The organism is Nonlabens sp. SCSIO 43208 (genome assembly GCF_050703575.1).
In the GTDB taxonomy this organism is placed as follows: Bacteria; Bacteroidota; Bacteroidia; order Flavobacteriales; family Flavobacteriaceae; genus Nonlabens; species Nonlabens tegetincola.
Window position 1 is genome coordinate 2,722,235 of sequence record NZ_CP065365.1, and the last position, 23,557, is coordinate 2,745,791.

A 23,557-nucleotide genomic window follows, 5' to 3' on the forward strand; every position below is an offset into this window, starting at 1 on the left:
ATAAAAGCCTTTGTTCAAACAAACAAAGGCTTTATCAATTAATTTAATTTGATATTATTTACTTAAATACATACGTCGACGTGCATATAAATCGTAGAACTCGTCATCCTTAAGGCTGTCTACAAATAAAATACTCTCACCGGTTGATTTCATTTCTGGACCTAATCTCTTGTCTACATTTGGAAATTTATTGAATGAAAACACAGGTTGCTTGATCGCATAACCTTCTAGTTGTGGATTAAATTCAAAGTCAGTAACCTTTTTCTCTCCTAGCATTATTTTAGTAGCATAGTTTACATACGGTTCTCCGTAAGCTTTAGCAATAAAAGGTACTGTACGAGATGCTCTAGGATTAGCCTCGATAATGTAAACCGTATCATCTTTGATTGCAAACTGTATATTGATCAAACCAACAGTCTTAAGTGCAAGTGCGATTTTTTTAGTGTGATCTTTAATTTGCTGCATTACAAGATCTCCTAGATTAAAAGGAGGCAATGTAGCGTTAGAATCACCAGAGTGTATTCCACATGGTTCAATGTGTTCCATGATACCTATGATATATACATTTTCACCATCACAAATAGCATCTGCTTCAGCTTCTATGGCACCATCTAGATAATGATCTAGTAAAAGAACGTTATTAGGTATTTTTCTTAAAATGTCAACAACGTGTGCTTCTAGCTCTTGCTTATTGATCACAATTTTCATCCCTTGACCACCAAGTACGTATGAAGGACGCACTAGAATCGGGAAATCTAATTCATCGGCTACTTTTAAGGCCTCATCTGGCGTTGTCGCTGTATCAAATTTAGGATAAGGTATGTTGTTCTCTTTTAACAAGGTTGAAAAACGTCCACGATCTTCAGCTAGGTCCAGCGCGTCGTAGCTTGTACCCATAATTTTAATACCGTAACGATCTAGTTTCTCAGCTAGTTTAAGCGCTGTTTGTCCACCTAATTGAACTATAACTCCTTCTGGCTTTTCATGACGAATAATATCATAGATATGTTCCCAGAATACAGGTTCAAAATACAGCTTATCTGCTGTATCAAAATCGGTAGACACAGTCTCAGGATTACAGTTAATCATGATAGTCTCATAACCACATTCTTGAGCAGCATATACACCATGAACACAACAGTAATCAAATTCAATTCCTTGGCCTATACGGTTAGGACCTGATCCTAATACAATAATTTTCTTTTTATCCGATACAACACTTTCATTTTGTGCAAACCTCTTACCATCAGCAGTTTGCATCTCTGCCTCAAAGGTTGAGTAGTAATAAGGCGTCATAGCAGGAAACTCTGCAGCACAGGTATCTACGAGCTTATAAACACGGTTAATGTTCATCTCGTCTCTTTTGTTGTATACCTCACTTTCTAGGCAACCTAGCATGTGTGCTATCTGTCTATCGGCAAATCCTTTTTGTTTAGCCTCTAAGAGTAGCTTTCGCGAAAGCGTATTTATATCAAACTTTGAAATCTCCTTTTCCAGTTGGTGCAATTCCTCAAACTGCTGTAAGAACCACATGTCAATACGAGTGATCTCATGAATACGTGAAAGAGAAATTCCCATTTCAATAGCATCATATAGTGCAAAAACCCTATCCCAACTTGCATTAGTCAACTTATCAATCACTTGATTGTAGTCACGGTAACCCTTACCATCGGCACCTAGTCCGTTTCGTTTAATTTCAAGTGACTGTGTTGCTTTGTGCAAAGCTTCTTGAAATGATCTACCAATTCCCATCACCTCACCTACGGCTTTCATTTGTAAGCCTAGTGTGCGGTCTGAGCCTTCAAACTTATCAAAGTTCCATCGTGGAATTTTAACAATTACATAATCGATTGTAGGTTCAAACAAGGCAGATGTACTACCCGTGATCTGGTTGTTCAACTCGTCTAGGGTATAACCTAAGGCAAGTTTAGTAGCTATTTTTGCGATTGGATAACCGGTAGCTTTACTTGCAAGCGCCGATGATCTAGAAACACGAGGATTTATTTCAATGGCAATGATTTCCTCTTTTTCGTCTGGACTAACAGCAAATTGAACATTACAACCACCTTCAAACTCACCTATACTGCGCATCATATGGATAGCCATATCACGCATTTTTTGATACGTACGATCTGATAAGGTCATAGCAGGTGCTACTGTAATAGAATCACCTGTATGAATTCCCATAGGATCCATGTTTTCAATTACACAGATGATCACTACGTTATCATTTTTATCACGTAATAATTCTAATTCGTATTCTTTCCAACCTAGCAAGGCTTTATCGATCATTACTTCATGTATAGGAGAAGCCTCTAGTCCACGACGTAGTAATTCATCATAATCTTCTTCCTTGTGAACAATTGCTGCTCCTGCACCACCTAAAGTAAAGGATGACCTTATACAAAGAGGAAATCCGAATTCCTGCGCAATTTCTTTTCCTTTTAAAAATGATGTAGCAGTAGCTTGTGGCGCCATACCTACACCTATTTTTTCCATGAGTTCTCTAAACTTCTCACGATCCTCGGTGATATTAATAGCATCAATATTTACACCGATTAAGTCTACACCGTGTTCTTCCCAAATTCCTTTTTCTTGCGCTTCAATACACAAGTTAAGAGCTGTTTGTCCTCCCATTGTCGGTAACACTGCATCAATTTGTGGATGCTCTTTTAGAATCTTTCTAATTGAGTTTGTGTTAAGCGGTAGCAAGTATACATGATCTGCCATACTAGGGTCAGTCATAATAGTCGCAGGATTTGAATTGATAAGTATGGTTTCAATACCATCTTCACGCAGTGATCTCAATGCTTGAGAACCTGAGTAGTCAAATTCACAAGCTTGTCCAATAATAATTGGACCGCTACCTATAAGTAATATGGATTTTAAGTCTGATCGTTTAGCCATCGGTGTGGAAATGTGTAATTTAGGAATTCAAAGATAAGTTATAAAAAAAGGCGTTAACCCTTAAGATTAACGCCTTTATTAAGTAATAATGAACAATCATTATTTTTTATGTCTTCTTTCAGTAGAAACAGATAATTTTTTACGTCCTTTTGCTCTACGACGAGCTAGTACTTTACGACCGTTTGCTGAAGCCATACGCTCGCGGAAACCGTGTTTGTTTCTTCTTTTTCTCTTACTAGGTTGATATGTTCTCTTCTGTGCCATAGCTCAAAAATCTGTTTCAATAAATTATAAAGAAGGTACCATACCTTCATTTTAAATCGGGTGCAAAGATAATCTTATTTTATACATGTACAATAGTTAAGAAAAGTTTTTTTGATTATTTTAAAGGAAAACATCGAGATCATAAAACGTAAGCATAAGTACAATTAGTTATTTCAAAATCAATTTAATTTTTAAAATATTATCTGAAGAATACTTATTCCATATCTTAGGTTTTTTACCAATGATCATAACATTTCTGATTGAGTCACTTTCTTTTTTGCGTACAGTTTTAACAAAAATTGGTTTACTAATTGGATTTACTTTAACTATTATATTATCCAAATCCCTCAAATTCAACTCTTCTATAGGAATAGTTAACCATTTAGAAAACTTACCTTCAAGATAAAAATTGATTTTTTTTAGTTCGACCAAAGTATCATTTCGCAAACTGTATAATTGGATTCTCAAGCCGCCTTTTTCTCGTTTTGCTCTTGTAATGTTTGTATATGGAATAAACCCTTTTTTGATTTTAATTTTAATACCAATTAAGTTTTTGTTGGTATGTTCGACTGGAAAAAACGTACCTATTCTATTATTTGGCCTTAATTCGGAAGGAACAAAATTAGATCTATCAATTCCATATTCTTCTATTTTTCGAACATTTAAAACAATCTGTTCTAAACTAGTGGTATTATCTAAATATATCTTCTCCTGACTAAATTTTTCCTTTTTAATTCTAATTCTATTCTGAAAATTCAATAATAATATGGAGTCTGAATTATTAATTAGGTTTTTCTCCAAAACTACTTTACCATTTGAATCTGGTAGATATTTTAAAGGCTTTCCGTAATTGTATAGTAATAAAGTGTAAAAATTAATTTTCTCTCTATCAGAGCTGTTATAAAAATAAAAGCTGCTTGTTTGCGCTAAAATATTATTAAGCGTAAACAAGCAAACTATTAGTAATAGGTTGTATTTCATTTAAGAGTTATTAGGCCAATCTTGAAAACCTTCATCTGCCCATTCCTCACCACTGCAAGGTTCTACTATTGTGGTATCGCTCCATCCAATCCAGAATCTTCTGACCCTACCTGGACTGGTTCTTTGAAAACCAATAAAGTCACCATTAACAATAACTCTTTCGCAAGGTCCAGAAGTAGTTACCTCCGAACACCAAAAGCAACCTTCAGTCTGAGTGGTACCGCTTTGATTAATATCACTAGGACCATTTTCAAGAGTTAATAACAAAAAACTTGAAGTATCTTCATCAAAAACAGATTGTATTTGATCTTCTAATGAAGCTTCTGCGACAGCATTTGGCTCTGTGTCAAAATCAACCGATTCAACATAATTTTTTACAGCATTTACAACATCCAATTGTGCTGTATTTAGAATATTATCCGTAATAAATCTGTTATACTTAAATACCCAAACAGCTTGTTTTTCAGGATTATCAAGATTATCAAATTGTATCATTCCTTCCTCAGTGTTCGATAGAATACTAAAATAGGTCGATTCTGCATCAAATCCTGATTTTGATAGGGTTTGATTTGATTCTTTTTCTAATGATTCTTCTGAATCTGTTTCACAAGAAAAACTTACCACTGATAAAAGTAGTAAAAATAATAAATTAAATTTTTTCATGGTTTAATTTTATGCTTCGTTAAGAAGCGGTTAGTGAGATTAAACCACCGGTGGCTTTGATTAGTTAACTCTTGTAAAAGTGAAAAAAAAAACTAATTAAGAAGATTAATCTAACACTTCTAAATTAATATTTATTTTAGGGCAAGAATCTACAGTTGCATCCTTTAAAAAAATAGAATCATTTCTTTTTGAAGCAAAGAAATTCTTGACATTTTTATTCTTTTTTGAAGGCGCCTCTTTTAAATTAAAGGAGCCTTTTATGGGAGACAAGCAGATTACAAAAGTTTCTCCAGAGTTAACAAGAATCCTTTCAATTATTTTAATATTAATAACATGAGAACGATTGCTTGTAATATTAATTTGATAGTTCTCGTTATTCACCTTTCTTATATATCCAGTGGATTCATTAAGAACAAAAAAATCTACCTTGCAAACAGCTCCTTTACTTCCCGGAACCCAGATTCCTTTTTTTCTAATTGGTATATTAACATCGCGCAATAAATAAGATAATGAATCAGGAACCTTTATACCAACATAAAAGGGCTGAGAGGTAATCGTCATGGGAGGCTTGCTACCCTTGAAGGCACCTATATTTACAATTACAGGTACTTCTTCACCAAGTACAATTTCATCCAAAATTTGTTCAGGGCTTTTAATATTGATAGTTTCTTTATTAAAAAGACTCTTTTCTATAAGTATCTGATTAAAATTATGATGTAAATAAATAGAGGAACTAGTTTGAATAATTTTTTTATCAATTGTAACTATTCCATTATTGTCAGGATAAAATATCCGGTGATTTACCTCACTTACAACATCTAAATAAAATTCCTTTAGTTGGGTTTTAGAATTTAAATCATAAAACTTGAAATTTTGCTCTTGACTAAATAGTAACGCTGGATACACTAAGAGCATCCAGCGTAAGATATTTTTTAAACTATGTAAAATCATTTTTTCCATCGTTTATCTAATCAGGTTCAAAATATGACAAAAGTTCACTTTTAGTTTTACAGCCTGTTCAAAATTACCCAACTCGATAAGAGATCCGCCTGTAGTATCCCAATAATCACAACATTCAATAGCATCAATGGAGTCATAATACGAAAAGATCCTTAAGCCTGAATGTTACCTTTATTACAAGAAATACATACAGCAGTTTTAAAGTATTAATTTATAAGCATCCTTATCCATTATCTCTATTTGGATACCACTCCATCAAACTTACTTTGATGTCGGAATTAACCTCTTCAATAGATTTTTTGAATTTCTCTACGTCTTGATAACCATCGGTACCGCGATAATGATAAGGAATCACCTCTTGTGGTTGAAACTGTAAAACAGCATTTGCCGCTTGCTCTATATCCATAGTATATGGTAAGTTCATACAAACAATAGCTTTATTTATATTCTCAAGATTACGCATTTCTGGAATATCCTCAGTATCACCAGAAATGTAAACTCGATAACCGTTTTTTTCAATAACATAACCATTACCGCGTCCCTTTTCATGAAATTTTAATCTTTCTTCCGTAAGATTATACATAGGAATTGAAGTTATAGTAAAGTCCTGGATCGTTTTTACTTCTCCATTATTAAGAATTATAGGTTCAAAATCATCTCCTAATTTATCAGCCACTGCCTGTGGTGATATTAATGTAGCATTTCCTTGTGTTGCTTTAAGGGTTTCGGCATTCATGTGATCACCATGAATATCAGTCACGAGCTGAATATTCGGGTTTTTCATTCCTTCAAAAGCTTGTGCGCCTCCTACAGGATCCACGTAAAATACGGTTCCATCCCATTCCATTGAAAAAGTAGCATGAGATATAGGGTTTATCGACAACTCGGGTTCATAACTAGTCTGTTCTTCAACCATTACTTCTTCCTCAATGACTTCTTTTTTATTTTCCTCTTTACAAGAAAGAGTGACAGCAAGAACTAAAAAACTTAAAATAATTTTATTCATTTTGATATTTATTTGATTTTCAATCGATGTAACAATGAGTTAAAGTTAAAGTAAAGTGTTTTCGCAAAATGTTTACGTGGAGTTAAGATTTTAATAGCGGTTTTAAAACCTGACCATGATCGATGTGTGAATAGTTTTGACAACCTAAAAATTTTAAAACACATGAAAATTAAATTACTAACCGCTAGCCTTTTAGCAACTGCTATTTTTGTCTCTTGTAACGACGATGATAATCAAGCTTCAAATCCGCAAGCTGACAGCATCGATTTTAAAGCTCACTCCGTTACCGGTAATTACCTTAAAACAACATCTGACTTCTCTTCAGTAAAAGTATACCCAATACTATCTAGTGAAGATCAATTGACTGAATCTCCAAATTTCGTATACGGATCAATGGCCGATGGAATGGGATTAATTTACAACCGCGCCGATGATAACTTCACTCTTATCAATAACATTGAAGCAGATTACTCCATAGCTAGAATCACCTTGGACAATACCTTTAAACCTGTAAAAGGTGAGTATATTTTAAGTGAGTCGGCAACAGCAAGTACCGCTCAATGTTCTGGATCACTAATTACTCCAGAGGAACATGGCTTTGGACCGCTTTATTTATCAGGTGGTGAATGGGGTGGATCATCTAAAGGTGTATTCGTAACTGAACCTACAAAACCTTCTAGCGCACGCACTACTCCAGAATTGTTAACTGCTATGGGACAATGGAGTACTGAAAATGCAGTAGCGATAGGTAAAGATGCTTATCAAGATAAAACTGTTGTTTTTATTGGTGACGATCATTCTGATAATAACATTCCTTCTGGACAATTAGGAATGTACGTAGGTGATAGAGGTGATCTGTACAGTGGTAAATTATACGGTCTTAAAGTTACTGCCAGCGGTATTAACTATGAAATGGACATGCAAGAAGGTCAAACATACACAGCCGAATTTGTAGAACTTAATCAGCGTAACATTGATCTACTAGATGCTGAGGCTAAACAAAAAGGCGTAATGGGATTCTCTAGACTTGAAGATATCGACTGGAGAAGAGGAAACGCAGCTAATCAAAGAGAAGTTTATATAGCCGTAACTGGTAGAGACAAACCAGGTTTGATAGGAAAAGGAACTAGATACGGTCGTGTGTACAAAGTAGTACTTAATGAGAATGATCCTACAGGACCTGCTACTATTACTTGTGTGTTAGATGGTGATAAGGTTAATGGAAAAGCATGGGGATTCCATAGTCCAGATAATATTCTTGTTACAGAAAACTATGCATACATTCAAGAAGATCCTAATGGATACTTTGACGATCCTGCAAGACAACACTATGCAAGAATGTATCAATACGACCTAAACAACGGTACTGTAAAAACAGTTCTTGAATGTGACCAAGTTGCTGCTGCTGCTGCAGGAGTAGGAACTGAAAATAGCATTTGGGAAATAACAGGAATGATTGATATCTCTATGCAAACTGGCCTACCAGGTTCTTTCCTAGTTGCTACACAAAATCACGGATGGGAACCTGCCGATGGTAGTGCCTTCTCTGATCCTACTGCGGTTATAGATGTTGCAAACAGCCGTAAAGAAGGTAGTATGTTGTATGTAATTACAGGATTAGAACAATAATCATGTTACGTATTATAAATAATATTTTAAAGGCTTGCCTCATGGCAAGCCTTATTCTCTTAAATTACGCCTGTAAGCAACCTCAAGAATATTCCCATATAAGTACTACCAAGCACTGGGAAGAACTTGAGTCTACTTATAAAAAGGAACTTATTGAAAATCGTGATCTTCTAGATTCTATTAGTGAGACCAAGGAGATCAAAGTAATGAGGGATTTGTTTAAAGTTTCTAGACAAAATTTCAAATCTCTTGAGCCCGTTCTATCATTTCATGATAAACAAGTTTATGCTAGTTTGAACGCTCCGAATATACTTAAGGTAGAAGAGGAAGATGCTACAGATATCAAGGAACTTAATCCTTTAAGTTTTCAATCTTTAGAGGAAAACATTTTCGGTGAAAATCCCGACCTCATACTTGCTCAAAAAACTGCTCATCACATGAGTAATAAAATGGATGCACTTGCTCGCAATGCCGATTTTTCTCACTATCAAACCTATCATGTATTATGGATGGTCCGTAATCAAATCCTACGTACAACAACCACAGGAATTACTGGGTATGACAGTCCAGCTTTACAAAACAGTTTAGAGGATGCTGTTTCCGCTTTCGCGAAAGCGGAATACCTAATCAATCTAGTGTTATCCAAACACCCTAATGAATCTCTAGCTAAAGAATGGGAAAACGCATTTACGGCAAATAACAACTACTTAAAAAAACATTCATTTTCTTCTTTTGATCGCTATCATTACATTAGAAATCATAGTGATCCCATGCTTAAATTATGGGCACAAACCGTTAAAGAACTAACCATTCATTTTCCACTAGAAATGGCGGTATCTAATGAAGCAGAAGCTCTATTTTCTAACGAACTACTCAATCTAGATCATTTTGCAGGATACCGAGTAGACACACTTACACAAGAAAAAATTGAGCTAGGAAAAAAACTATTCAATGAGAAAGGGTTTTCAAGTAACGGAGCAATAAGCTGTGCTACATGTCATGTAGATAAACTAGCATTTACAGACGGACTTGCAAAAAGTAAGGATCAAAAACGAAATAGCCCTAGCCTAACCTATGTAGCTTATCAAAATAATTTTTTCTATGATAAGAGATCTGGAAGTCTAGAAGGACAAATTATTAATGTAGTTGAAAATGAAACAGAATTTCACACTGATGTTTCTAAACTATTACAAGTGGTAAAGCAGAATGAAGATTATTTAAAATCAATTACCACCCTTTATCCTGATCAACCTTTAAATGAATCAACTGTAAGAAGATCCATAGCAGACTATTTACGTAGCTTGAATAGCTGGGATTCAAAATGGGATAGAAATCTACGAGGAGAAGAATCAAGCTTAACTTCGTCAGAAATTAATGGTTTTAATTTGTTCATGGGTAAAGCACAATGTGCAACTTGTCATTTTGCCCCAGTTTTTAATGGAACTATTCCGCCTGATTTTACTGAAACCGAAATTGAACATTTGGGAACTCCTGCAACAATTGAAAACACAAACGCTACAATTGATGAAGACCTAGGTGTGTATGAGGTTTATCAAACTGAATCTAGAAAACACTTTTTTAAAACTCCAAGTTTGCGCAATGTTGAAATCACATCACCGTACATGCACAACGGAGTTTACAGCACACTTGAGCAAGTAATTGATTTTTATAATCGTGGTGGTGGTTATGGTATTGGAATAACTGATCAAGAATATCAAACCTTGCCACCAGATCCATTAGACCTTACTAAACAAGAGCAAACTGATCTCATAAATTTTCTAAAAACCCTAACAGATCAACGATACGAATCAAATGTTGATCAAAGTATTTACTAAATAGGAAAGCGCCTTTCCTACTTGATTTTTATAACCATAAACAGGAGCAGCCTCGCATATATGAATATAGCGAGGCTGTCCTTTTTTGACTATTTCGGTAACTATATCTATTAATTCTTGAAATGAAAAACCTACAGGAGATTGTGCGCTACTTGGAAAGTCTTTTACTACGTCCATATCAATTTCAAGAGCAAAGTGTTCCAGTTTAATTTTATCAAACACCTGTTCTACTCTTTGAGTAAAGTCTATTCTATCTGTTATAAAATCTGCCGAAATTCTCAAATCATGATCTATGAGTTCTTGCATTTGAGTAGTAAGAGCACTAGGTTGTAATCCTATTGCATGATACCTGCCGATTGCTCCGACTTTAAGTGCGTGAGAAAACCCGTTACCGCTGTGTCTTCCTATTGCTGGTCGCAAATCAGTATGTGCGTCAATATTCACTACATCAATTGCATGGTCTACAGCTGTTGCTTTTAATAAAGGGTATGCATTATTATGACCGCCACCTATTACTATAGGGATTTTTCCTAATTGAACGATTTGACTTATGACCTGTTCTACTCGTTTATCTATTTCTTGTACACATTTACTTAAAATCAAACGATCATCTGGATGATAGGAATAAAGACCTTCACAAAAATCCATTTGATCCTCGGTCTTTATAGTTCCTAATACAGCAATATTATCTATTGAGCGATATCTATTAATTTGAGTAGAAAGAAAAATCGGTAAAAATGAATCCCAAGCTTCACTAGCTCCTACTCTACCAAAATTTGCTCTTACACCGATATCCTCTGGTACTCCTAGTAAGACATATTTTTCTTGACAACGAACTAATTCTGCATTACTATTAAGAAAGGTTATTTTTTCTGCATAAACAACAGAGGCGTCTTCCCTTTCTTTAGAATTATCAATTTGGGATCGGTGATTTACAAATTGCTTCTGAGCCGATTTGTCAATAAATTTAACGTAATTCATACCTACATAAAAGTTCCAGAAATCATCACTTTATCAATTTGTGATGTTCCAAAATTATAAGGAATTCCAGCTAGATTATCAATATTTTTAAAGAATAATAAGTCGGCTCTTTTTCCTTTGGTTATACTTCCTACTGATTCATCAAGCTCTACAGCTGCGGCAGCGTTAATAGTTAGCGCATTAAAAGCTTGTTGCGGTGTCATTTTCATTTTAATACAAGCTAAGGAGAAAACAAAATTCAAATTTCCCGATGGTGTACTGCCTGGATTATAGTCACTAGCTAGTGCAACCGCAATATCTTTATCCATTAAATCATGAACAGGTGTATAATCTAATCCTAAGAAAAAACTGCAACTAGGTAAAGCCGTAGCAATTGTTTTTGAATTACTCAGTGATTCTAAGTCTTCATCTTCTAGAACCTCGAGGTGATCTACACTTATAGCATTATGTTCTACCGCTTTTTTGATAGCTCCCAATACATTAAACTGATTTACATGGACCTTTGCTTTTAAACCGTATTTTGCTCCAGCTTCTAAAATTTGGACCATTTGTGAAACTGAAAAGTAATTTTTTTCACAAAAGACATCGATATAATCTGCGAGATTTTCAGAGGCTACTTTAGGTAGCATTTCTGCAATGATAAAATCTACATAGTCTTGTTTATTGTCTTTATACTTCAATGGCACCGCATGAGCTCCTAGAAAAGTAGCTTTGATAGACATAAATACTCCAGGTGATAGCTCTGTTTCCTTAAGACGTTTAATGACTCTAAGCATTTTTAACTCGCCTTCCATGGATAATCCGTATCCACTTTTAATCTCAATAGATGTTGTTCCTGTTTTTATTACCTCTTTAAGTCTTATTAATGCTTGTTCGTACAATTCATCTTCGCTCATGTCTTGCAATCTGGCAGCACTATTTAAAATTCCTCCACCACGAGCAGCAATTTGTTCATAGGTTAATCCGTTGATTCTGTCCTCAAATTCCTTTTCTCTTGTAGCTGCAAAAACAAGGTGAGTATGACTATCAACATATCCAGGAGTTACTATAGTATTTTGTACATCGACTATTTGATCCTGGTTTTCAACAACAACTAGATCACTCATTTTTCCAAAATCCTCTATTACACCATCTTTTATTTTGATAAAAGCATTCTTAATGCTGGGACATTCTTTCATTTGACTGCCTATTACTCTTTTGATGGATGCGTCACGTATTTGAAAAAGTTCTTTAATATTAGTGTAAACAGTGGTCATTTATAATTGAATTTTGTAATCAGGTAAAGGTATGTTTTTGCAGGTAATTGTGAGAAGATGTGATAGACAGTTCTTACATTCGCTCTATGAAAAAAAATATTAATTACCTGTGCGTTCATTCTGGGCAATTAAGAGATGACAAATACGGTGGTGCTACCGCTCCATTGTACCTATCTACAGCCTACGATTACCGCAATCCTGGCACTAATTTATATCCTCGTTACATGAATACACCTAATCAAGTTGCATTGGGTGAAAAGATGGCTGCATTAGAAAATACAGAGGCCGGACTCATTTTAGCGAGTGGTATGGCTGCCATAAGTGCTGTTTTCATGAGCTTTTTGAAAACTGGTGACCACATCATTTTACAAAGGGCTATTTACGGTGGAACAGCACATTTTGCCGCTGCCGAATTTAAAAATACGGGTATTGAATTTACCATGGTTGAACGTATTAATGAAGAAAACCTTCAAAAAGCTCTTCGACCGAATACTAAAATGATTTATGTAGAAACACCTAGTAATCCTTTACTAGAGCTTGTTGATCTTGAAGTTGTTTCCGCTTTCGCGAAAGCGAACAAATTAAAATCTGTAATCGACAACACCTTTGCCTCACCTGTTAATCAAACACCAGCAGATTTTGGGATTGATATTATAATTCACAGTGCTACCAAGTATTTAGGTGGACACAGCGACATAACAGCAGGAACGGTAAGTGGTTCACAACAGGATATTGATCGTGTGTGGAATACAGCTAAAAATTATGGAGGCAGCATAAGCGATCAAACCGCGTGGATGCTAGATCGTAGTATAAAAACTCTAGGATTAAGAGTCAAAAAGCAATCGAAAAATGCAAAAAAACTGGCTAAGTTTTTAGAATTACATCCGTTAATTAGAAAAGTGAACTATCCTGGATTGCCATCACATCCTGATTACGAAATTGCAACAAATCAAATGAAGGGTTATGGTGGTATGCTTTCTTTTGAGCTCAAAAGTTCTGTAAAAACGGATAAATTTTTAGAAGCACTAAACTTAATTCAGCCAGCATTAAGTCTTGCAGGAGTTGAAAGTACTATCCTAGCCCCTAGTTTAACATCACATAGTTTGTTGACACCAGAACAAAGAGCTGAGCAAGGAATAAGTGATGACTTGCTTAGGTTATCTGTAGGTATTGAGGAAGTAGATTTGTTAATTAACGACATCGAACAAGCGATGGAGAAAAGCACAAAATAATGGAGCCAATTAAATTAGATATACTTGCCATAGGTGCTCATCCTGATGATGTAGAATTAAGTTGTTCTGGTACATTAATCAAAGAGAAGTCATTAGGAAAAAAAATTGGTGTGCTTGATCTTACTCGTGGTGAATTAGGTTCACGAGGTAGTGCAGATATAAGAGATAAAGAAGCTGCAAATGCCGCTAAAGTTATGAATCTAGATGTAAGAGAAAATCTAGGATTTAAAGACGGCTTTTTTACTAACGATGAACATCATCAAATGGAAATCGTAAGGGTAATAAGAAAATATAGACCAGAAATCGTTTTATGTAATGCTATCGACGATCGTCATCCAGATCACGCAAAGGGTTCCAACCTTGCAAGTGTGAGCTGTTTTTTATCCGGTTTATTAAGGATTGAAACCTTTTTAAATGGAAAAAAACAAGACCACTGGCGACCTAATCACGTTTATCATTATATACAATGGAAAGATATCGAACCAGATTTTGTTGTAGATATTTCAGGGTTTATAGATCAAAAATTAGAAGCAGTAATGGCTTATGAATCGCAGTTTTATAAAGCTGGTGATGAAGGTCCTAAAACCCCTATTAATTCGGAAAACTTCTTACAAAGTATAAAGTATAGGGCAGCAAATTTAGGTCGATTAACGGGAAGCAATTATGCCGAAGGATATACAGTCGAACGATATCCTGCAATAAATAGTTTATTTGATTTAAAATAATTAAAAAAAATAGCGAGTATAATTTTTAAATGTTATAAATTTGCACCGCTTTAAAAGTCGTGGTTGAGATATCTTGAGCACCACGTTAAAAAACTCACATTGATATGGTGGTTGTAGCTCAGCTGGTTAGAGCGCCGGATTGTGGTTCCGGAGGTCGCCGGTTCGAAACCGGTCTTCCACCCAAAAAGCCTTAGATATTCTAAGGCTTTTTTTTATTTCTATACTTATCGTGCGTTCCTAATAATTTATCATTGGACTTCCAATATTTTAATTTCTTTACACTATCACTGTGATGTTTTATCGCTAAAACGTTAAACATTAAGATTAAAATCAATTATCGTGCCGTATCGATTAACAAATGATAATTTTAATATTATGATGCACTTAATCGAAAATATAAAATGTAAAAATAGTCCTACATCAGATTTAAGTATTTGAATATCATAATTTTATATATTGAATCATGAATTTTATGTAAAAAACGTATTTTGTTGCTAAGGATTTAATCTTCTAGTTTTAAGGCATTAACCTTTAAATTTTTTAAAAATGAAAAAATCCCTTATCAAATTATCAATGATTGGATTTGCATTAGTAGGTCTTTTAATTACTTCTTGTTCCTCGGATGAGTCACGAGAAGAAAATTTAGACAATCCTAGATTAAAAGCTATACAAGATCATGCTGTTAAACTTGGTTATAAAGTAGAAGACGTAGAATTAAAAGACTTTCTTCTACCTGATAACACTTCAATTGAACGTGTTTTTCTTCAAGATGATATTGCTTTAAGTGAAGATGAGTTCTTTGCGCTTGAACGAGAAGGAGATCTTGAAAAGCAATACAGAACTTTTAATCTAGTTAGCAGTTCAAACACTACAATTGATATACTAGGTTACACTGGTAATAATCAATATGGATTATCTTCTAAGGCACAGACTGGATTAAGATGGGCTGTAGCGAATTATAATCGTTTAAGTGGAGTAAGTTTAAATTTTAGATTGACTTTTGGAACTGACACTAATAGTGCCGATATGGTAGTTTACGATACTTCCTTTTCTAATTCTGGATCTGGTGGTGTAGCTGGATTTCCTTCTAATGGGCGTCCTTACAAATGGTGTCAAATCTATAATTTAGAAAACTTTTCGACTAATGTGAATGAACATGTGATTTGTCATGAAATGGGCCACTCTATAGGTTTCCGCCACAGTGATTGGTTTTCTAGACAATCTTGTAATCAATCTGGAGAGTCTGCAGGTTCTGATGGAGCCGTTCATTTAGCTGGTACTCCAACTGGTTGGGATCCTACTAGCCTTATGAATGCATGTTTTTCTGGAAGTACAGGTGGAGAGTTTAATAATAACGACATCACTGCCCTACAGGCAATGTATTAAGTTAGATTTTTTTTGGAAGAAAAGCCCGAAGAATAACTTCGGGCTTTTTTTGATTAGTATTTTAAAATAGAGTGTGTCGATTCAGAAAACTGTTTTCTCCCATTTAAAAAGCCTAGTTCAAGTACAAAATTAGCATACACCTTACTTGCTCCTGCCTCCTTTAACAACGATATAGCAGCCGCAGCGGTTCCTCCTGTGGCCAAAACATCATCATGAAGTAAAACTACATCATCCTCTTTAATCGATTTCTCCTGAATTTCTAATGAATCTGTTCCGTATTCTAGCTCATAGCTTGTTTTCAGTATTGGTCCAGGAAGTTTTCCAGCTTTACGTATCATAATAAATTTGGCCTTCAACTTTTGCGCAAGCAACATTCCAAATAAAAATCCTCTTGATTCTATACCAGCAACTACATCAATCCTTTTACCCTGATAAGGTTGGGTTAATTTATCTACGACACCACTTCTGATTTCATTAGTACTTAATAAACCAGAGATATCTTTAAAAATGATTCCTTGTTTAGGAAAATCTGGGACATCAACTACAATTGCTTTTAATTCTTTTTCAGTCATAGATCAAAATTAAAAAACTGAATAAACTTTTTAATTAAAGTTATTTCAATATTTAAAAAATGATAGTATATTTGCAACCGCTTTGTGAGAAACATGTTTTCATTAAGCAGCTATAAAGGCCTCGTGGCGCAACTGAATAGCGCATCTGATTACGGCTCAGAAGGTTACAGGTTTGAATCCTGTCGAGGTCACTTTAAAGAGCTTAAACTCTTATCAAAACCACGTAATTCTTATGAATTACGTGGTTTTCTGGTTTTTAGAGCAACATTTAAAATGATATGATTTGCTTTAATATGTCAGTTATCCGTCAGTTAATTTTCAAAGTGTCAGTTCAACTGACGCTTTCACAAAAAGCGCTGAATGTATTGCTATAGTTGATTTGACTTTCGTCAAGACGATTTGTTTAATCTAAAGACGACAACTATGCGGTCAACACACACATTTTCAATTCTCTTTTGGGCAGACCAAAAGAACGCTATCAATGGCGAAGTATTAATCTACGCTAGAATAACTGTAGATAAAAAAAGAGCAAATATTAGTTTAAAAAGACGGGTACCTCAAAATCTTTGGGATCCAAAAAAGAAAAAACTAAGAGGTAATTCGCACCAAGCTCAAAACGCTAATCAGTATTTAGATCAGATTTACACACAACTCTTCCAGATTTACCAGGACCTTAAATTTAAAGGAGAACTCATTACGGCTCAACTTATTAAAGCACAATACACAGGCGAAGCTGACAACAAAGGAAAAACACTTAAAAATATTTTTGAGTATCACAGTAAAAAAATTGCAAACACACTTGCTTCTGGTTCCATAAGAAATTTTGGCATTACAGAAAACTACGTATTTAAGTTTCTGGAGCAAAAAAGAAACACAACAGACATTTACCTCAACCAACTCAATTTTGAATTCTTAAGTCATTTTGAATTGTTTCTGTCAGAAGTTTGGCCAACTGGCCACCCAAAAGCATTAAGCAACAATACAAGAATGAAGCACATACAAAGACTCAGAAAAGTTGTTACGCTGGCTTATCACTTAGAATGGATAGATAAAGACCCTTTTGTTAGATGGAAAATGACTTACGATAAAACAAACAGAGAATTTCTATCAGAGCAAGAATTAAAAAAACTCGAAAACAAGGTTTTCATTTCTGAACGATTAGATCGTGTTCGCGACCTATTCGTTTTTAGCTCCTACACTGGTATTAGCTATGTAGATATAATGAACTTAACACCCAATCATTTAGTCTTAGGTATAGACGGAGGTAATTGGATAATGACCAAAAGACAGAAAACCAATACAACAGTCAAAGTACCTCTATTAGGGCAAGCTTTAGATATCGTAAATAAATACAAAGATCATCCGGTAACAGCAGTTAATAATTCATTACTTCCAGTACTCACAAACGAAAAACTCAATATGTTTCTTAAAGAAGTAGCCAATTTTGTAGGTATTAATAAGAATCTAACCTTTCATATGGCACGACATACATTTGCAACGACTGTAACGCTTTCTAACGGCGTTCCCATCGAAACGGTTTCCAAACTTTTAGGTCATTCAAAAATCGCAACAACTCAAATTTATGCTCGTGTACTTGAAAATAAAGTAAGTGCAGATATGAATGCCTTAAAAAACGTTTTACTCAATAAATCAAAAGATAGCACAGTTGCAAAAAACTCAAAAGCAAGCAGTTAAGTTTTTACAAGAACCCGCTTCCCTCACTCCTATTTTGAAATTTTAAATGTGTTGTATAGCTTAATGGATAAATTTTAAATCCAACCTATGCAACACATTTCCCAAATCATTGAACGTTACAAAAAAGAAATCATTAAGATAGAAGAATCTAACCTGAGAAATCTATCTGTTCTTAACGACGGTCTTAACCTTTCTGTACAGACATTAAATAAATTAAGAAAACAATTAAGGACCAAGGATAACTTCTTCACTCAAGAAGAAGAAATATCTTTTTTCAAATATGATAAACCGTTTATCAATGGACGTATAAAATTCTTTTCAAAAGTTAGACGATTTATTTCTGAAAAACCTAACGCGAGTATTACTAAACAAATTAAATATGTTCATTCTGCAATAGACAAACTAGAAAAACATAAAATGCGAAATCTTGAATTCTTCCAGTATACCAGGCAATGCAATAACACACTAGACCATATATATTTTGTTCGTGGTAAAGACAACATAGACTTTCCCGTAGATACTTCTCATTATTTTACAGATCCAGAATTTTCTACCAGTCACGACAATCTTGCTGCGCAAGTAATTGGTTATGATTTACTCTCCAACTACTACGATCTTGAATTAGAATACCTCAACAAAAAGAAAGACAACATAATTATTGAAGAAGTCAGTCCAGCCATTTTAAATGGCTTGTCCTGGACAGCTTCTAAAACTGATTTAGTAGAAATTATTTATGCACTACATAGTGCAGGAGCTATCAGAAACGGACAAGCTGAATTAAGCAAAATGGCCGAAGTCTGCGCGACACTATTTGATTTAAACCTAAACAATTTCTATAAAACCTATGCCGAAATTAAGAATCGTGAGAAAGACACCACAAAATTTTTAGACCATTTAAAACGCAGTCTAGAAAAACGCATAGACCTTGACAATGCTAAGTGAACTCAAAATAAATGCTCATTTTTTACAACGTCATAAATGTTAAATTATCTCGGTAGTACCGAACACATACCGAATAAAAAATTATAAATCTTACCAGCTTTGTAAAACGAAAGTCAAATCAATGCAAAGTCATCTGTATCCAATTAACCGGATGACTTTGCTTTTTAAAACAGTTTTACAAATGCCAACATCAATTCTTACCACAGACGATCTTTACGATTTTAAACTAGAACTTCTTGGAGAACTCAAAAAACTTCTACAAGAAAAAGCTCCAACAACTATCAAAAAATACCTCAAATCTGCAGAGGTGATGGAAATGCTCCAAATCAGTCCCGGAACATTACAGAACTTAAGAATCAACGGTACACTGCCTTACACAAAAATTGGTGGTATTATTCTATACGAGTATGAAGAAATACTTCGTATTCTTCAAGAAAACAAAGTTGCTTCTTAAAATGAAACAATGGCAGACGTTAATTACATCAAACACCTCAACGCGGTATTTGCTTTGTTCCAAAAAGATACCAGACTCAACCCTACACACATTAGTCTATATTTAGCATTCTTTCAAATATGGAACCATAATCGCTTTCGCGAAAGCTTCCACGTAAACCGAGAAGATGTAATGCAATTGTCTAAAATAGGTTCAAAATCAACCTATCATAGATGCACCAAACAATTGCACTACTACAAATATCTCATTTATTTACCATCTCACAATCCGTTTAAAGGTTCTGTAATCAAGATGCTCAACTTTAGTTCCCGCGAAAGCGGGAATCTCATAAATGAAGACGCTCATTCTCATCAAAATTCAACTGTACCATATTCAGGACAACAAATGGAACAAGTTGCGAGACAAGCTCTAGACTTAGGTGTGCCAAATCAAGGACAAGCACTGGTACCTTCTAATAAACAGTATAAACAAATAGAAAACAGTTATAAACTGGAGCTTCCAAAAAACGAATTAGAAGTTTTAGATTTTTTCAAAAAAGAAAACTGGCCTCAATTAGAAGCACAAAAATTCTACAACCACTATCAAGCTAATGGCTGGAAAATAGGTGGTAAAATAAAAATGGAAAATTGGCACGCTTCCGCTAAAAATTGGATGCTCAAACATATGGAAATATCAGTTCGAGCAGGTCATATCGAGCGCAGTCGAGATGCGAAAACAAATAACAAACAGCAGTCCCAAATCAGAGACAACCTACACACAGTTAGAAACAAAGATTATAATCAACCGCTATGAAGCAATCAGAAACAATATTTAATCCAAAGGCACCACACATACTTATTGAAGGCGCCACACAGTTTGAATTAGGTAGTTTTAATGGCAAAGCCATCAATTATGATTTTCCTAAGATACTTAACTACCTAGATGCAAAAGGGAAATTATGCTTTGGCAAGAATTTCAAAATCTACAAAGAGGATCACGAGTTATTACTTAAGCTTGCAAGCTACTTCATTCAAGATCACGAGTATTGTAAGAAACTAAATATTGACACTAAAAAAGGCATACTCTTATCTGGTCCAGTAGGCTGTGGCAAAACGACGCTGATGCGTCTATTACCTCATCTTGTTCCTCATAAAAAAACTTACAAGTTTATTCCGTGTCGCAATATCGTTTTTGGTTTTAATGGTATAGGGTTCAAAATGATTGAAGATTATAGCGATAATAAAGCATACTGTTTTGATGATTTAGGCGTTGAGCACATTGGCAGACATTACGGTAAAGACTGTAATGTAATGGGCGAAATTCTCATATCAAGATATGAGGTTTTTAAACAAAAAGACATCTTAACTCATATAACAACAAATCTTAATGCTGTAGAAATTGAAGAACGTTATGGAGAGCGTGTTCGCTCTAGAATGCGCGAGCAATTTAATCTTATTAGCTTTTCAGCAAAAAGCAAAGACAAAAGAATCTAAAATTTAAATTACACAAATCAAGAAAAGTTCAACTTATCCTCTAGCAATCGAATCAATTCTTTATCATAATACTTAAAAACATCTGGAATATCTAACACTCTAATCTTTGAGTAATATTTAGACCCAGTATGTTTTTGGATTTGATTAAGATGTTTCTGCTCCATTACATAAACCGTATCAGCCCATTGCAACAAATCTTCAGTCAGCTCCGTAGTACCTTCTCTCTTACAAATCCTAAGATTAGTACCGGCACTTAAAAATTTGTATGCTTGATATTTTTCAGCAAAATAGTCCTCTGCAGTCTTTGACCGCTGTTTATTTACCGAACAAACAAATAAGATTTTCATAGTAATAGCTAATATACCAAAACTAAACATATCACTGCAAAACACTATAATTTAAAATGCATCATAGCAATTATGCGTAAATAAATTTGCATAAACCATAAATTTTACATATATTTGCATCATAATAATTATGCAACATAAATTATGCGGAGTAAAATTGTGTCATTAAAATCTATTCTAAGCTATAAAGGCTTGTCTTCTGGATATTCCTTTAGAGGTAAAATTCAGCATATTCACAATGGAGGTGTTCGTGTGATACAGCTTAAAGATTTTGAAAATGACTATACCGTAATTGGACAAGACTGCACTCTTGTGGAGCGAGAAAAAATAAAAGATAAATACTTTCTTGAAAACGGCGATGTATTATTCATAGCAAAGGGAACTAACAATTTTTCACTAGTTTTTGAAGAAATTGATGACACTCCTACTATAGCTTCATCTGCGCTGTTTGTTCTCAAAGTTGACACCAGGTTAGCTAATCCTTTTTACATAGCCTGGTACCTAAATCAAACTGAGGTGCAAAATTATTTTAAATCTAATGAGACAGGAACCTACACTAAAAGTATTAGTAAACCTATTTTAGAAGAAGCACCTATTGCTCTACCATCATTAGAAACACAACATAAAATAGCTCAAGTAGCCAGTTTACATAATAAGGAACTAGCATTAAGCCATAAAATCATTGCATTAAAAAATCAATTAACAACCACTCAATTATTAAACGCACTATAAAATGTCAAACCAAACAAAACCCACACAAGAGCAAATAAATGCAGCATTATGGAATGCCTGCGACACTTTTAGAGGTGCTTTTGATTCGTCAGAATACAAAAACTACATCCTCGTTTTTATGTTTATTAAATACCTAAGTGATGTCTGGAAAGATCACTATAATGAACTAAAAGAACGCTATGGTGATGATGACGAACTTATACAACGTAAACTAAGAAGAGAGCGATTTGTATTACCAAACAACTGCACCTTTGATTATATCTACGAGCATAGAAACGATACAGATATAGGTGAAAAAATTGACACCATCTTTGCAAAAATTGAGGAGGCAAATATTGAAAAACTCGATGGTGTTTTTAGAAACATCAGTTTCAACTCTGATAAGCTAGGTCAAACTAAAGACCGTAACCGTCGTTTAAAAAATCTAATTAACGATTTTGCAAAGCCAGAACTCGATTTCCGCCCATCACAATGGGAAGGTAAACAAGATATTTTAGGTGAAGCCTATATGTACCTGCTAGAAAAATTTGCTTCTGGAGCTGGTAAAAAAGGAGGTGAATTTTTTACGCCTAAAGAAGTATCAAGCCTATTAGCAAAATTAGTAGCTCCGCAAGAAGGAAATAGAATATTTGATCCTACTTGTGGTTCTGGATCACTACTTATTAAAGTAGCTGAAGAAACTAAAGATAAAGATGGCAACCCATCTAATGATTTTGCAGTATATGGTCAGGAGAGTAATGGTGATACCTGGGCACTAAGTAAGATGAACTGTTTCTTGCATAGTATGGATGCTGCACAAATTGAGTGGTGCGACACCATAAATAACCCTAAACTGCTAGAAGGCGATGCCTTAATGAAGTTTGATATTGTGGTAGCAAATCCTCCTTTTAGTTTAGATAAATGGGGACACGAAAACGCAGAGGCTGATCGCTACAAGCGTTTTATGCGTGGTGTACCTCCTAAATCTAAAGGAGACTATGCCTTTATCCTGCATATGATAGAAACCACCCTACCTACGGGTAAAGTAGGTGTTATTGTACCACACGGCGTACTCTTTCGCGGAAGCGCAGAACAAAAAATACGCAAGAAGCTTATAGAAGAAAATCTATTGGAAGCGGTTATAGGATTACCTACTAATCTATTTTATGGTACAGGTATACCGGCTGCCATTCTCATCTTTAATAAAGCAAAAGCAACTAAGGACATCTTATTTATAGATGCGAGTAAAGAATTTGATGACGGTAAAAAGCAAAATGTACTACGTAAGCAGGATATTGAGAAAATTGTAAATACTTATAAAGAGTTTGCTACCGTAGACAAATACAGTGCTGTGGTATCTCCTGCCGAAGTCGCAGAGAATGATTACAACTTAAACATACCGCGCTATGTAGACACTTTTGAAGAGGAAGAACCTGTAGATATTGCAGAGGTTCAAAAAAACATTGAACAACTAGAAGCCCAGCTCGTAGAAGTACGTGCAGAAATGAACAAGCATTTAAAAGAACTAGGGTATTAAAA

Annotated in this window: 22 protein-coding genes and 2 tRNA genes; 14 read left to right on the forward strand and 10 right to left on the reverse strand. The window is 34.6% G+C overall.

Annotated elements, in window-relative coordinates:
• Positions 1–54 precede the first annotated feature (54 nt).
• The 6 genes from carB to I5168_RS12585 all read right to left on the reverse strand — a co-directional run bounded on the left by carB (position 55) and on the right by I5168_RS12585 (position 6,781).
• Complete coding sequence (carB, locus tag I5168_RS12560) at positions 55–2,907, reverse strand: carbamoyl-phosphate synthase large subunit (protein ID WP_060522887.1); 2,853 nt, start codon at positions 2,905–2,907, stop codon at positions 55–57.
• A gap of 99 nt (positions 2,908–3,006) precedes the next feature.
• The gene (gene rpmH / locus I5168_RS12565; protein WP_042278158.1) at positions 3,007–3,171 is read right to left on the reverse strand and encodes a 50S ribosomal protein L34; all 165 of its coding nucleotides are present in this window, start codon (positions 3,169–3,171) and stop codon (positions 3,007–3,009) included.
• Between the two features lie 168 nt (positions 3,172–3,339).
• Complete coding sequence (locus I5168_RS12570; RefSeq protein ID WP_431471998.1) at positions 3,340–4,152, reverse strand: hypothetical protein; 813 nt, start codon at positions 4,150–4,152, stop codon at positions 3,340–3,342.
• Positions 4,153–4,815, reverse strand: coding sequence for a hypothetical protein (locus tag I5168_RS12575; protein WP_431471999.1), 663 nt, complete (start codon positions 4,813–4,815; stop codon positions 4,153–4,155). It lies immediately after the preceding gene.
• A gap of 105 nt (positions 4,816–4,920) precedes the next feature.
• The gene (locus tag I5168_RS12580) at positions 4,921–5,775 is read right to left on the reverse strand and encodes a hypothetical protein (RefSeq protein WP_431472000.1); all 855 of its coding nucleotides are present in this window, start codon (positions 5,773–5,775) and stop codon (positions 4,921–4,923) included.
• A 223-nt stretch (positions 5,776–5,998) separates the two neighbouring features.
• A complete protein-coding gene (locus tag I5168_RS12585) occupies positions 5,999–6,781 on the reverse strand; it encodes an MBL fold metallo-hydrolase (protein WP_431472001.1) in 783 nt (260 codons plus the stop codon).
• Positions 6,782–6,943: 162 nt separating this feature from the next.
• Here I5168_RS12585 and I5168_RS12590 point away from each other — a divergent pair, with 162 nt between their 5' ends.
• Both I5168_RS12590 and I5168_RS12595 read left to right on the forward strand, forming a co-directional pair.
• Positions 6,944–8,410: an alkaline phosphatase PhoX gene (locus I5168_RS12590; RefSeq protein ID WP_431472002.1), complete on the forward strand. Its 1,467-nt coding sequence runs from the start codon at positions 6,944–6,946 to the stop codon at positions 8,408–8,410.
• A gap of 41 nt (positions 8,411–8,451) precedes the next feature.
• Positions 8,452–10,245 carry a cytochrome-c peroxidase gene (locus I5168_RS12595; RefSeq protein WP_431472003.1) on the forward strand — a complete coding sequence of 598 codons (1,794 nt, stop codon included), beginning with the start codon at positions 8,452–8,454 and terminating at the stop codon, positions 10,243–10,245.
• Here the strand turns inward: I5168_RS12595 and I5168_RS12600 are convergent.
• Complete coding sequence (locus tag I5168_RS12600) at positions 10,219–11,226, reverse strand: formimidoylglutamase (RefSeq protein WP_431472004.1); 1,008 nt, start codon at positions 11,224–11,226, stop codon at positions 10,219–10,221. The genes I5168_RS12595 and I5168_RS12600 overlap by 27 nt on opposite strands.
• Positions 11,227–11,228: 2 nt before the next feature.
• Positions 11,229–12,482, reverse strand: a complete 1,254-nt coding sequence (gene hutI / locus I5168_RS12605; RefSeq protein WP_431472005.1) for an imidazolonepropionase — start codon at positions 12,480–12,482, stop codon at positions 11,229–11,231.
• Between the two features lie 86 nt (positions 12,483–12,568).
• Between hutI and I5168_RS12610 the strand changes: the two genes are divergently transcribed.
• The 4 genes from I5168_RS12610 (at position 12,569) to I5168_RS12625 (ending at position 15,825) form a co-directional block, all read left to right on the forward strand.
• On the forward strand, positions 12,569–13,714 hold the full coding sequence (locus I5168_RS12610) for a trans-sulfuration enzyme family protein (RefSeq protein ID WP_042278473.1): 1,146 nt from the start codon (positions 12,569–12,571) through the stop codon (positions 13,712–13,714).
• Between the two features lie 8 nt (positions 13,715–13,722).
• Complete coding sequence (gene bshB1, locus I5168_RS12615; protein ID WP_105018943.1) at positions 13,723–14,439, forward strand: bacillithiol biosynthesis deacetylase BshB1; 717 nt, start codon at positions 13,723–13,725, stop codon at positions 14,437–14,439.
• Between the two features lie 106 nt (positions 14,440–14,545).
• Positions 14,546–14,621, forward strand: a tRNA-His gene (locus tag I5168_RS12620).
• Between the two features lie 364 nt (positions 14,622–14,985).
• Positions 14,986–15,825: a M57 family metalloprotease gene (locus tag I5168_RS12625; RefSeq protein WP_105018640.1), complete on the forward strand. Its 840-nt coding sequence runs from the start codon at positions 14,986–14,988 to the stop codon at positions 15,823–15,825.
• A 53-nt stretch (positions 15,826–15,878) separates the two neighbouring features.
• Here the strand turns inward: I5168_RS12625 and I5168_RS12630 are convergent, their stop codons facing one another.
• Entirely contained in the window at positions 15,879–16,397 is a 519-nt protein-coding gene (locus I5168_RS12630; protein WP_105018639.1) for an adenine phosphoribosyltransferase, read from the reverse strand.
• A gap of 117 nt (positions 16,398–16,514) precedes the next feature.
• Here I5168_RS12630 and I5168_RS12635 point away from each other — a divergent pair.
• The 6 genes from I5168_RS12635 (at position 16,515) to I5168_RS12660 (ending at position 20,960) form a co-directional block, all read left to right on the forward strand.
• A tRNA-Arg gene (locus tag I5168_RS12635) sits at positions 16,515–16,588 on the forward strand.
• Between the two features lie 232 nt (positions 16,589–16,820).
• A complete protein-coding gene (locus I5168_RS12640) occupies positions 16,821–18,092 on the forward strand; it encodes a site-specific integrase (protein ID WP_431472006.1) in 1,272 nt (423 codons plus the stop codon).
• An 87-nt stretch (positions 18,093–18,179) separates the two neighbouring features.
• Positions 18,180–19,034, forward strand: coding sequence for an RteC domain-containing protein (locus I5168_RS12645; protein WP_431472007.1), 855 nt, complete (start codon positions 18,180–18,182; stop codon positions 19,032–19,034).
• Positions 19,035–19,215: 181 nt separating this feature from the next.
• A complete protein-coding gene (locus I5168_RS12650; RefSeq protein ID WP_431472008.1) occupies positions 19,216–19,488 on the forward strand; it encodes a helix-turn-helix domain-containing protein in 273 nt (90 codons plus the stop codon).
• A gap of 9 nt (positions 19,489–19,497) precedes the next feature.
• Complete coding sequence (locus I5168_RS12655; RefSeq protein WP_431472009.1) at positions 19,498–20,280, forward strand: hypothetical protein; 783 nt, start codon at positions 19,498–19,500, stop codon at positions 20,278–20,280.
• Positions 20,277–20,960 carry an ATPase gene (locus tag I5168_RS12660; protein WP_431472010.1) on the forward strand — a complete coding sequence of 228 codons (684 nt, stop codon included), beginning with the start codon at positions 20,277–20,279 and terminating at the stop codon, positions 20,958–20,960. Before I5168_RS12655 ends, I5168_RS12660 begins: the two co-directional genes overlap by 4 nt.
• A gap of 17 nt (positions 20,961–20,977) precedes the next feature.
• On the opposite strand, the gene I5168_RS12665 is transcribed toward I5168_RS12660, so the two are convergent.
• On the reverse strand, positions 20,978–21,307 hold the full coding sequence (locus I5168_RS12665) for a phosphotyrosine protein phosphatase (protein WP_431472011.1): 330 nt from the start codon (positions 21,305–21,307) through the stop codon (positions 20,978–20,980).
• A gap of 144 nt (positions 21,308–21,451) precedes the next feature.
• On the opposite strand from I5168_RS12665, the gene I5168_RS12670 reads away from it, so the two are divergent.
• Together I5168_RS12670 and I5168_RS12675 are read left to right on the forward strand one after the other, a co-directional pair.
• Complete coding sequence (locus I5168_RS12670) at positions 21,452–22,039, forward strand: restriction endonuclease subunit S (protein ID WP_431472012.1); 588 nt, start codon at positions 21,452–21,454, stop codon at positions 22,037–22,039.
• A 1-nt stretch (position 22,040) separates the two neighbouring features.
• Positions 22,041–23,555, forward strand: coding sequence for a type I restriction-modification system subunit M (locus tag I5168_RS12675; protein ID WP_431472013.1), 1,515 nt, complete (start codon positions 22,041–22,043; stop codon positions 23,553–23,555).
• The last annotated feature ends 2 nt before the right edge of the window (positions 23,556–23,557 follow it).

What these genes read in the sequence shown, in the direction of transcription:
- hutI (WP_431472005.1), bottom strand. Translation starts at nt 12,482, where the DNA reads ATGACCACTGTTTACACTAATATTAAAGAACTTTTTCAAATACGTGAC.
- I5168_RS12640 (WP_431472006.1), top strand. Translation starts at nt 16,821, where the DNA reads ATGCGGTCAACACACACATTTTCAATTCTCTTTTGGGCAGACCAAAAG.
- I5168_RS12585 (WP_431472001.1), bottom strand. Translation starts at nt 6,781, where the DNA reads ATGAATAAAATTATTTTAAGTTTTTTAGTTCTTGCTGTCACTCTTTCT.
- I5168_RS12610 (WP_042278473.1), top strand. Translation starts at nt 12,569, where the DNA reads ATGAAAAAAAATATTAATTACCTGTGCGTTCATTCTGGGCAATTAAGA.
- I5168_RS12570 (WP_431471998.1), bottom strand. Translation starts at nt 4,152, where the DNA reads ATGAAATACAACCTATTACTAATAGTTTGCTTGTTTACGCTTAATAAT.
- I5168_RS12660 (WP_431472010.1), top strand. Translation starts at nt 20,277, where the DNA reads ATGAAGCAATCAGAAACAATATTTAATCCAAAGGCACCACACATACTT.
- I5168_RS12670 (WP_431472012.1), top strand. Translation starts at nt 21,452, where the DNA reads ATGCGGAGTAAAATTGTGTCATTAAAATCTATTCTAAGCTATAAAGGC.
- I5168_RS12630 (WP_105018639.1), bottom strand. Translation starts at nt 16,397, where the DNA reads ATGACTGAAAAAGAATTAAAAGCAATTGTAGTTGATGTCCCAGATTTT.
- carB (WP_060522887.1), bottom strand. Translation starts at nt 2,907, where the DNA reads ATGGCTAAACGATCAGACTTAAAATCCATATTACTTATAGGTAGCGGT.
- I5168_RS12675 (WP_431472013.1), top strand. Translation starts at nt 22,041, where the DNA reads ATGTCAAACCAAACAAAACCCACACAAGAGCAAATAAATGCAGCATTA.
- I5168_RS12590 (WP_431472002.1), top strand. Translation starts at nt 6,944, where the DNA reads ATGAAAATTAAATTACTAACCGCTAGCCTTTTAGCAACTGCTATTTTT.
- I5168_RS12650 (WP_431472008.1), top strand. Translation starts at nt 19,216, where the DNA reads ATGCCAACATCAATTCTTACCACAGACGATCTTTACGATTTTAAACTA.
- I5168_RS12580 (WP_431472000.1), bottom strand. Translation starts at nt 5,775, where the DNA reads ATGGAAAAAATGATTTTACATAGTTTAAAAAATATCTTACGCTGGATG.
- I5168_RS12645 (WP_431472007.1), top strand. Translation starts at nt 18,180, where the DNA reads ATGCAACACATTTCCCAAATCATTGAACGTTACAAAAAAGAAATCATT.
- I5168_RS12600 (WP_431472004.1), bottom strand. Translation starts at nt 11,226, where the DNA reads ATGAATTACGTTAAATTTATTGACAAATCGGCTCAGAAGCAATTTGTA.
- I5168_RS12575 (WP_431471999.1), bottom strand. Translation starts at nt 4,815, where the DNA reads ATGAAAAAATTTAATTTATTATTTTTACTACTTTTATCAGTGGTAAGT.
- I5168_RS12665 (WP_431472011.1), bottom strand. Translation starts at nt 21,307, where the DNA reads ATGAAAATCTTATTTGTTTGTTCGGTAAATAAACAGCGGTCAAAGACT.
- I5168_RS12595 (WP_431472003.1), top strand. Translation starts at nt 8,452, where the DNA reads ATGGCAAGCCTTATTCTCTTAAATTACGCCTGTAAGCAACCTCAAGAA.
- I5168_RS12625 (WP_105018640.1), top strand. Translation starts at nt 14,986, where the DNA reads ATGAAAAAATCCCTTATCAAATTATCAATGATTGGATTTGCATTAGTA.
- I5168_RS12655 (WP_431472009.1), top strand. Translation starts at nt 19,498, where the DNA reads ATGGCAGACGTTAATTACATCAAACACCTCAACGCGGTATTTGCTTTG.
- rpmH (WP_042278158.1), bottom strand. Translation starts at nt 3,171, where the DNA reads ATGGCACAGAAGAGAACATATCAACCTAGTAAGAGAAAAAGAAGAAAC.